The sequence below is a fragment of the Oscillibacter sp. genome, assembly GCF_031978065.1.
Taxonomy (GTDB): Bacteria; Bacillota; Clostridia; order Oscillospirales; family Oscillospiraceae; genus Oscillibacter.
The window spans coordinates 1-8,470 of sequence record NZ_DALZCH010000125.1 but is presented as its reverse complement, the minus strand read 5'-3'; the positions used below and the strand labels follow the sequence as shown (position 1 = coordinate 8,470).

Sequence of the window (8,470 nt, the reverse complement as noted above, 5' to 3'; positions counted from 1 at the left end):
GGACCTGTCGTGCCTTTCAGATCTCCAAACGCTGAACTGCAACGACAACAGCCTGGCCTCGCTGGACCTGTCGGGCCTTTCAAATCTCATAACGCTGAACTGCTCCTTAAACAACCTGACCTCGCTGGACGTGACAGGCTTGTCCGCACTGGAAAATCTTCACTGCACATTGAATTACCTTCCTTCCACAGCGGCACTCATCGGCTATGACAGTTCTGCCATGTCGCTGCTCTTTGACCCCCAATCCCCTCTTCCCGGCTCGCATTCCGCGACCGTAGCTGACAGCTACGCAGTGCTGACTGGCGGGGGCAGGTATCTTCCGGGTGCCACGGTCTCCATTGATGCGGGCAGCCGCAGCGGCTATACCTTTGCCGGATGGAGCTCCTTCAATGGCATCTCCTTTGCAAACGCGGCCAGCGCCGCGACTACCTTTGTCATGCCCGATCAGGACGTAACCGTGACCGCAAGCTGGACTGTCAATGGCGGCGGCGGGAACGGGGGCGGCGCTTCCTCAACGCCTGCGCCCACAACCTCCGGCTCCACCGCAACCACAACCGTAACCCCCACCGTGAAAAACGGCGCGGCAACGGCTTCTGTCCCCGCATCTCAGGTGACAAGCGCGCTGGAACAGGCGCAGAAAGCGGCGAAAGCCTCCGGTGAAACGCCAAAGGTTGAAATCAAACTGCAAAGCACCTCCGGTGTTTCCAGCGCGGCGGCAACAATTCCGCAGGAATCCGTTAAATCTCTTGTCTCCGGTAATGTGGGCGGCCTGACCGTTTCCAGCAGTCTTGGCTCCGTCACCTTTGACGCGGTATCCCTAGCTGCCATCTCCGGCGCAGCCTCCGGCAGCGTGACGGTTGCGGCGGCTCGGGTAGATACGTCCGTGCTGCCTGAGGCGGTTCAGGCTCTTGTGGGGAGCCGCCCAGTGTATGAGTTCACCGTCACCAGCGGCGGCAAGACGATTTCCCAGCTTGGCGGTGCCGCCACCGTCTCCGTACCCTATACCCTCGGCGCGGGCGAAGCCCCCAACGCCGTGATTGTCAGCTATCTCAACGCAAGCGGCAATCTGGAAACCGTCTTGAGCGGCCGTTATGATGCCGCCACCGGCACGGTGACGTTCACCACCACCCACTTTTCCAAATATTCCGTGGGCTACAACAAGGTGACCTTTGCCGACGTGTCCGATTCCGCGTGGTATTATGATGCAGTGACCTATCTCGCCGCCCGGGGCGTTACTGGCGGCACGACGGACACAACCTTCACTCCCGACGCAACATTGACACGCGGGCAGTTTATCACCTTGCTGCTGAAGGCATACGGCGTTGAGGCAGTCGACGGCACAGAGGATAACTTTGCAGACGCCGGAAACACCTACTACACCGGCTATCTGGCGGCAGCAAAGCAGCTTGGCATCACAAGCGGCGTGGGCGGCAACAAATTCGCGCCGACCCAGACCATCAGCCGCCAGCAGATGTTTACCCTGCTGTATAACGCACTGAACGCGCTGGGCCAGCTACCCGAGGGCGATTCCGACAAGGCGCTCACTGATTTTGCGGACAGCGGCAGCGTCGCGCCCTACGCGCAAAAAGCCATGGCCTATTTGGTGGAAGCCGGGGTTGTGGGCGGTAAAAACGGATATCTCCTGCCCCAAAGCTCTTCCACCCGCGCACAGATGGCGCAGGTACTTTACAATTTGCTGCGCAAGTAACCCGCCTTTTCCGGCTCGTCCGGTTTACAGGCAATCTCAACGGCGAGGGCCGGCACATTCGTGTGCCGGCCCTCGCCGCGCTGTTGACCCAGATATTTAAGTCCGATTCTAAAGATTTGCACGGGAAATGCCATGAGACAACTCGCAGGCGATCACTCCCCGCTTCTCTCATACACCAGCTTGCCGCCAAGATACGTACTTCTGACCTGAATGTCTTTGATTTTCATGGGGTCCATGGCAAAAACATCCTCGTCAAGCACGATAAAGTCCGCTAGCTTTCCGGCCGTGACGGTCCCCTTGATGTTCTCCTCGTAGGACGAGTACGCCGCGTTTTTTGTGTACATGCACACTGCATCATACACGCCAATGCAGTTTTCCGGGTACCATCCACCCTCGGGCTTTCCTTTGAGATTTTTGCGGGTCACGGCGGCATAAATCCCTTCCCACGGGTCGTGGGGCGTTCCGGGCGCGTCCGAACCGCCGGTGAGAAGAATCCCCTCTCCGAGCAGCCTGCCAAACGGATTGACATACGGAGCGCGGGCCGCGCCGACGCGGGCTTCAATCCACGGCATATCCGTGTGAATGAACATGGGCTGTATATCCACCATAATGGGAAGCTTTTTGATGCGCTGGATAATGCCCTCATTCAGGACGGACATATGAATCATGCGGAAGCGCGGGTCGGGCTTGGGATTTTCACGATATACCGTCTCAATGGCGGTTGTAAGCATATCCGCCGCCCGGTCGCCGATGACGTGCACAGCCACCTGAATATTGCGCTCATAAGCCGCCCTGATGCGGGCGGTCATTTCCTCCTGCGTATAGTTGGCCTGCCCGCAGGTATCCGGCCTGTCGCTGAACGGCTCCAGCATGGCGGCGGAGTAGCCGCCAAAGTTGCCGTCGGCATACATCTTGTAAAAGCCGTATTTCACCATGTCGTCCCCAAGGCCGGTGCGGATGCAGCAGTTAGGCAATTCGTCATAGCCAAGGTAAATCCGCGCGGTCAGGCGGCCTTCCAGATTCAGCTCCTGATAGGCGTTTGTATATTCCATCAGATCCACATGCTTGCCCTGAATTGCGTGCGCACCGGTCAGGCCGTGGGTATTCAGCTCATGTATCGCCTTTTCCAAAACGTCTTTCTTGGCCTCCAGCGATGCAAGCTTGTCGGGCACCAGCCCGGCAAGCCTTGCGCCTGCCGCATCGCAGACAACGCCCGTCGGTTCTCCTTCGGCATCGAACCGGACGTTGCCCTCTACCTCCGGCCTGAAATTTCTGTCGATACCCGCCGCCTTCAGCGCCAGTGAGTTGGCAGAGAAGAAGTGCATGCAGCTTCGCGAAAGCAGCACCGGGTTGTTCGGGCAGACCTCGTCCAGATCATCGCGGGTGGGCATTGCCTTGGTGTCTGTAAAAAACTCGTTGTCAAACCCAAAGCCGTAAATCCACTCGCCCTCCGGGACGCCTCCGGCATACTCGCGCAGCGTGTCTTTTAACTCCCTCATAGACCCGACGTGGCCCAGCATCAGCTTTTCAAAGTTTCCGGCATAAGAATAGAGATGCTCATGGGTGTCAATCAGCCCCGGAAGCACCACCACCCCGCGCAGGTCAACGGTTTCGTCCGCCATGCGCCGGGCCTCGTCATCCGCGCCGCAGTAAATGAATTTACCGTCGCGCACTACGAACGCCGAGCACACCGCACCCTCCCGCTCCATGGTGTATACCTTGCCGTTTATATAGGCCGTCGAATTGAACATTTGTCGCTCCTTTCCTGATTTATTGCTTTTGGCTTACAACCGCCTCATCCACCGGACGGTAGGTCCTCTTGCTGGGGATTTCCCCTGTCTTCCACTGGAACTTACCCATGAAGCCCCACAGGACGGCCACCATCGGGCACAGCCAGCAAAACAGGGCGAACGGAAGATAGGCAAACGCATTGACGCCCAGCGCCGCACCGATAAACGCACCGCACAGATTCCACGGAATCAGCGGAGAGGTAACGGTGCCGGAGTCCTCAAGGGTGCGGGACAGGCACTGGGGCAGCAAATCCTTTTCGCGGTATACGGGCATCAGCAGCTTGCCGCCAAGAATCAGGGTCATGTACTGGGACGCGGTTACAAGGTTGAGCGCAATTTCGACAAGAACGGTGGTAAGTACCAGCGTACCCACCGTCTTGGTCAGTCCCTTAATTCTTTCCAGCAGCACGTCGAGAATCCCGCATTTTTCGATGACCCCGCCGAACACCATCACGATGACCGACAAGGAGGCCGTGTAGTTCATGGCAAACATGCCGCCGCGGGAGAGAAGCTTGTCAATGTCGTAGAAGCCGGTCTCGCAGACGAAGCCGCCTTCCATAATGCTCATGATGCTGGAAATTGAAGCACCTTGATGCAAAACGGCGATTGCCGCCGCCACCAGTCCGGAAATCAGCAGCGTGGGGAAGGCCGGGAACCGCTTGAACGCAAGGAACAGCACAAGGATAATGGGTATCAGCTCAATAAAATTCATTTTGAACATCGTATCAAGAGAAGAAAGAATCTGGTCCACGGTTGCATTGTTTACGCTGCCGCTGGTGGAAAAGCCCATTACCGTAAAGCCAATCAGCGCCAGCACAATCGCGGGGCCGCCGGTATAGCACATGGCTTTGATATGATCAAACAGGTCCGCCTCGGCAACCGCCGGGGCAACGTTTGTGGTGTCGGACATGGGGGACATCTTGTCGCCGAACGCAGCGCCGGACACCACCGCGCCCGCCGTCCATGCCGGGTTTACGCCAAGGCCCATGCCCACGCCCATCAGGGCAACGCCGACGGTACCGGCCGTGGACCAGGAGCTTCCGGTGGCCATAGACGTGAGGACGCAGGCAATGCAGGCTGTTGTCAGAAATATCTTGGGGCTGATGAGCTTAAGGCCCCAATAGATAACCATGGGGACCGTGCCGCTGGCAATCCACGAGCCCATCAGCGCGCCGATGCAGTAAAGAATCACCAGCGTGGGAATGAGAAGCTTGCCGCCGTGAAGGATTGCCTCTTCAATCGTCTTATAGGGGCAGCCGGTGAGTACCAGCAGAAGGATGGTCACGCCAAGGCAGGTCATCATGGTGATGTGGAGCTGTTGCCCGGTCAAAAAAATCGCACAGCACATTGCCGCAATCAGGAATGCCATACTTGCCAATGCTACCCAAAGCTTCGGGCGGAACAGCGTTTTTGCTTCTTCCATAGTATTTTTCCTTCCTCTTATCAGTTGTTTTCAGTAAACTCTTTTGTACTTCAAGAACCCACACCCACTTGTAAACAGTTTTCCGAACGTCAAAAGTATTGAACAACGTGTTTTGCGGCAATTTCTCAGGTCAATTAGGCCGTTTCGCCGCCGTCCAGCGGAATGTGCTGACCGGTGATATATTTGGCCTCGTCCGAAGCGAGGAAGGCATACAGCGCGGCCACCTCCGCAGGGTCGGCGTGGCGCTGCATGGGAATCCCTTTGTTGCACTCGTCAAACATTTCCTGCGTATACTCGGCCTCCTGCATCGGTGTCAGCACATAGCCGGGGCAAATGCAGTTGCAGCGAACCCATGGCGCGTGCTCCAGCGCAACGCTGCGCACAAGGTTGATGACCGCCGCCTTGGAGGCGTTGTAGTCCGTATAGAACGGATGGCCCTCCATGCCGTTGGTGGACGCGGTGCAGAGAATCACGCCCGCGTTGTCCTTGGTCTTTTCCCCCTGCATGCGCTTGAGCGCCTCCATCATGCACAGGCACATTCCGTCGAGATTGACGCCCATCACCCGCTTCCACTGGGAAAAATCCGTCTCGATAAACTTCTTGCGGATAGAGATTCCGGCGTTGGAGATGAGAATATCAATGCCGCCCAGCAGCTCATCCATTTGGGTAAAGGCGGCTTTGACGCTCTCCTCACTGCTTACGTCCACCTTCACGGCTCCGGTAAGGCCGGGGATTTCCTCCTTTAGCGCGTCAAATGCCTTTTCGTTATAATCAAACACAACGACTCTGGCCCCTTCCAGCGCAAAGCGCTTTGCCGTGGCCTTGCCGATGCCGGAGGCCCCGCCGGTCACCACAACGCGCTTGCCCTTCAGCTCGGGATATAGGGCACGAGACTCAAATTTGTAATCCTGCTTCAACATAAAACGTTCTCCTTTTTTATTCGCCGCTGATGCGGCACATTGGTTCTGCCAGAAAGCCCACAATCAAGCGGGCATACCCGCTGAGCATCCGGTCCGTTTCAGCGTCGCTGGTATCGACGAGGAGCGGCCTCCCCCCGAGATGAAATAGCTTTTCCCGGGTGGCCAGAATGTAAAGCCCCTCCCTGCCGATTTCTTTCAGCACCGCCGCGCTGAGCTGTTGGTTGCCGCGCCCCAGCAGATAGCCCTGCCCGCCGGTGGGCGTGAGCACCAGATGCGTCTCCCGTTCCTCCTGCCGCCGAAGGATGTCTTTCTCGGACAAATCCGCCTGTATCAGCTTTTGGTTGCAGACCAGATCCACGCCCAGAAGCGTGCTCTCCAGGCCCAGCCTGTCCATCAGCGTCCGCGTGGTGGAGCCAGGACCGATGAGATAGTATAGATTTTCCCGCATCCGGCCAATCATTTCCGCCGCGATGCTCTCCTGCTCCCCTCGCTCACTGACGGGAGACGGCGCCTTTCCGTTCTGCATGAAATCCCGCTCGTCAGGAACCTTCAAATAGCCGTACAGACTGGTACGCACGCATCCGTCGCGGTAGGATGCTTCATCAATGTCAACCACCTCCGCCTCCCGTGTATGGCGGCAGCCGCCCTGCAAAAACCGCAGCGCCAGCTCCCCGGCCCGCTCCGGGCGGGTGGCATAAACGGGCGAGTGAATCTTCACTCCCGCCGGAATGCCGATCACAGCGCAGCAAATCCCTGCGGAGACGATATCCCTAGCGGTGCCGTCACCCCCGGCAAAGAGCAGCAGGTCCGCGCCTGCCATCGCCTTTGCCGCCGCCACGGTATCCCGGGCGGACGTTTTCTCCCCGCAGTTATACACCTCCGGGTCAAAGCCCAGCTCCCGTGCAAGCCATTCGCCCATTTCGCCGGAAGGGCACAGCAGCCGCAATTCGTCCTTCATAGGAAGAAGCCGCTCTAATGCCCGCGCCGCCCGCTCCGCCGCCCTTGGCTTTGCCCCGCGGCGGATTGCCTCCTCCGCAACGCCGTCGGTTCCCTTCAGCCCCACGCTGCCTCCCATTCCGGCAATGGGGTTGACGATCAGCCCGACTGTTTTCACTGGAACTTTTTAAGATAGCAGCGCCACGTCACGGCCCACTGCTCCGGGTCATCCATGTTGGATTCGTCCAGTCGGTGGCAGACGCTTCTGTACGGCGCGTCCTGAAACAGCGCGGGATTCTGATACGCCTCGTCGAAAATGTACTTGAGGGTTTCGATGTACTCGTCAATGTCCTCCTTGGACGGTGTTTCAGTGGGTTCAAGAGTGATGGGCTCGGGGACGTAATAGGGATGATGGCTGGTCCAGTAATGCAGGCCGAAATCCATCATGCGCCGCTGAATGTCGGCGGTCCCCACGCCGGTTTCCTGAAAGAGCGTTTCAATGGTGTAGCGGCACTGCTCAATGCGCTGCCTGCCGGGGATATAGGGCGCGTCCACGCAGTGCAGCTCCATCAGCTTTTTGAAGAGATAATTGTTGTTAAGCACCGCCGTCTTGGCCACCTGATACAGGCCGTTCGGCCCCATGGAGCGAATCCATGCGTAGGCCTTGAGAATTACCGGGGCCACTCCGTTGAACTGGCGAATTTTGCCGACGCCGTCGGCGTTGCTGGCCGTTTCATAGTCGTAGTAATATTTTTTACCGTCGAATTGCAGCAGCGGCGCGGGCAAGAATTTCTCCAAAAACTTTGCGCAGCCAATGGCGCCGCAGGCGGGGCCTCCGCAGCCGTGGGGCGTGGAGAAAGTCTTGTGCAGGTTGAAAAAGCACATGTCAAAGCCTGCGTCGCGGGCGCGAGTCACACCCAGAAGGCCGTTTGCGTTGGCCTGATCGTAGGCGCACAGCCCTCCCTTTTCATGCATGAGCTGAGTGAACTTGAGGATATTCTTGTTGTAAACGCCGGTATCCTCGGGATTCGCCACAAAAAACGCCGCGGTGTGCTCGCCCACAGCCGCCTTGAACGCCTCGTAATCCGGGTAGCCGTCCTTGTCAGGGTGCAGATAGATGATCTTGAATCCCTTGACGTGGGGCGCGGCCGCGTCGGAGGGATGGGAGTAGATGGTGGTGATGATTTCGTTGCGCTGCTGCTCCTCGCCAAGGGCCTTAAAGTGGGAATACACCAGCGACGCCATGGCCAGAACGCCCTGAGAGCCGCCGCTGGGCTGGAAGGAAAAGCGGTCCATGCCGGAGATTTCGCACATATATTGATTGGTTTGATACATGACCTCCATAATGCCCTGACAGGTGCTTTCGTCCTGCAACGGATGCAGCTCCCGAAGCTGGGGCAGATTTGCAAGTTGGTCGTTGACCTTGGGGCTGTATTTCACCGTGCAGGTGCCCTGTCCAATCTCAATGTTCACGTCTGCGCCCAGCGTCTCCTGCGCAAGCCTTGCATAGTGACGCAGCACGCGGGACTGTGAAATTTCCGGAAGCGCCGGGACGGTTTCACGCTGCAAAAACGCGGGAAGCGCCTTGGTTCCCGGCACGGAAGATGCTACTTTTTCGTCAGCCTTGCCCACCAGAATACCGCGCTCGCCGTGCCGCGTCAACTCAAAGATCACCGGCTCGTCCCACTTTGCC

6 protein-coding genes are annotated in these 8,470 nt (G+C 58.0%); 1 reads left to right on the top strand and 5 read right to left on the bottom strand.

Going from position 1 to position 8,470, the window contains the following annotated elements; translation table 11 throughout:
* Positions 1–1,708, top strand: a 1,708-nt coding sequence (locus RTK01_RS14540; protein ID WP_312281660.1) for an S-layer homology domain-containing protein, incomplete at its 5' end; no start/stop codon positions are given.
* A 152-nt stretch (positions 1,709–1,860) separates the two neighbouring features.
* Here RTK01_RS14540 and RTK01_RS14535 read toward each other — a convergent pair.
* From RTK01_RS14535 to gcvPB, 5 genes are all read right to left on the bottom strand, one after another.
* Positions 1,861–3,459, bottom strand: a complete 1,599-nt coding sequence (locus RTK01_RS14535) for an amidohydrolase (RefSeq protein WP_312281659.1) — start codon at positions 3,457–3,459, stop codon at positions 1,861–1,863.
* A 19-nt stretch (positions 3,460–3,478) separates the two neighbouring features.
* Positions 3,479–4,921 carry a Na+/H+ antiporter NhaC gene (gene nhaC / locus RTK01_RS14530; RefSeq protein ID WP_312281658.1) on the bottom strand — a complete coding sequence of 481 codons (1,443 nt, stop codon included), beginning with the start codon at positions 4,919–4,921 and terminating at the stop codon, positions 3,479–3,481.
* Positions 4,922–5,055: 134 nt separating this feature from the next.
* Positions 5,056–5,841: an SDR family oxidoreductase gene (locus RTK01_RS14525; protein WP_312281657.1), complete on the bottom strand. Its 786-nt coding sequence runs from the start codon at positions 5,839–5,841 to the stop codon at positions 5,056–5,058.
* A 16-nt stretch (positions 5,842–5,857) separates the two neighbouring features.
* Entirely contained in the window at positions 5,858–6,955 is a 1,098-nt protein-coding gene (locus tag RTK01_RS14520) for an ATP-NAD kinase family protein (protein ID WP_312281656.1), read from the bottom strand.
* A partial coding sequence (gcvPB, locus tag RTK01_RS14515; RefSeq protein WP_312281655.1) for an aminomethyl-transferring glycine dehydrogenase subunit GcvPB occupies positions 6,952–8,470 on the bottom strand: 1,519 nt, incomplete at its 5' end. The genes RTK01_RS14520 and gcvPB, both read right to left, overlap by 4 nt.

Bases quoted from the DNA above. Each gene is read 5' to 3' on its own strand.
- RTK01_RS14535 (WP_312281659.1), bottom strand. From the start codon at position 3,459: ATGTTCAATTCGACGGCCTATATAAACGGCAAGGTATACACCATGGAG.
- nhaC (WP_312281658.1), bottom strand. From the start codon at position 4,921: ATGGAAGAAGCAAAAACGCTGTTCCGCCCGAAGCTTTGGGTAGCATTG.
- RTK01_RS14525 (WP_312281657.1), bottom strand. From the start codon at position 5,841: ATGTTGAAGCAGGATTACAAATTTGAGTCTCGTGCCCTATATCCCGAG.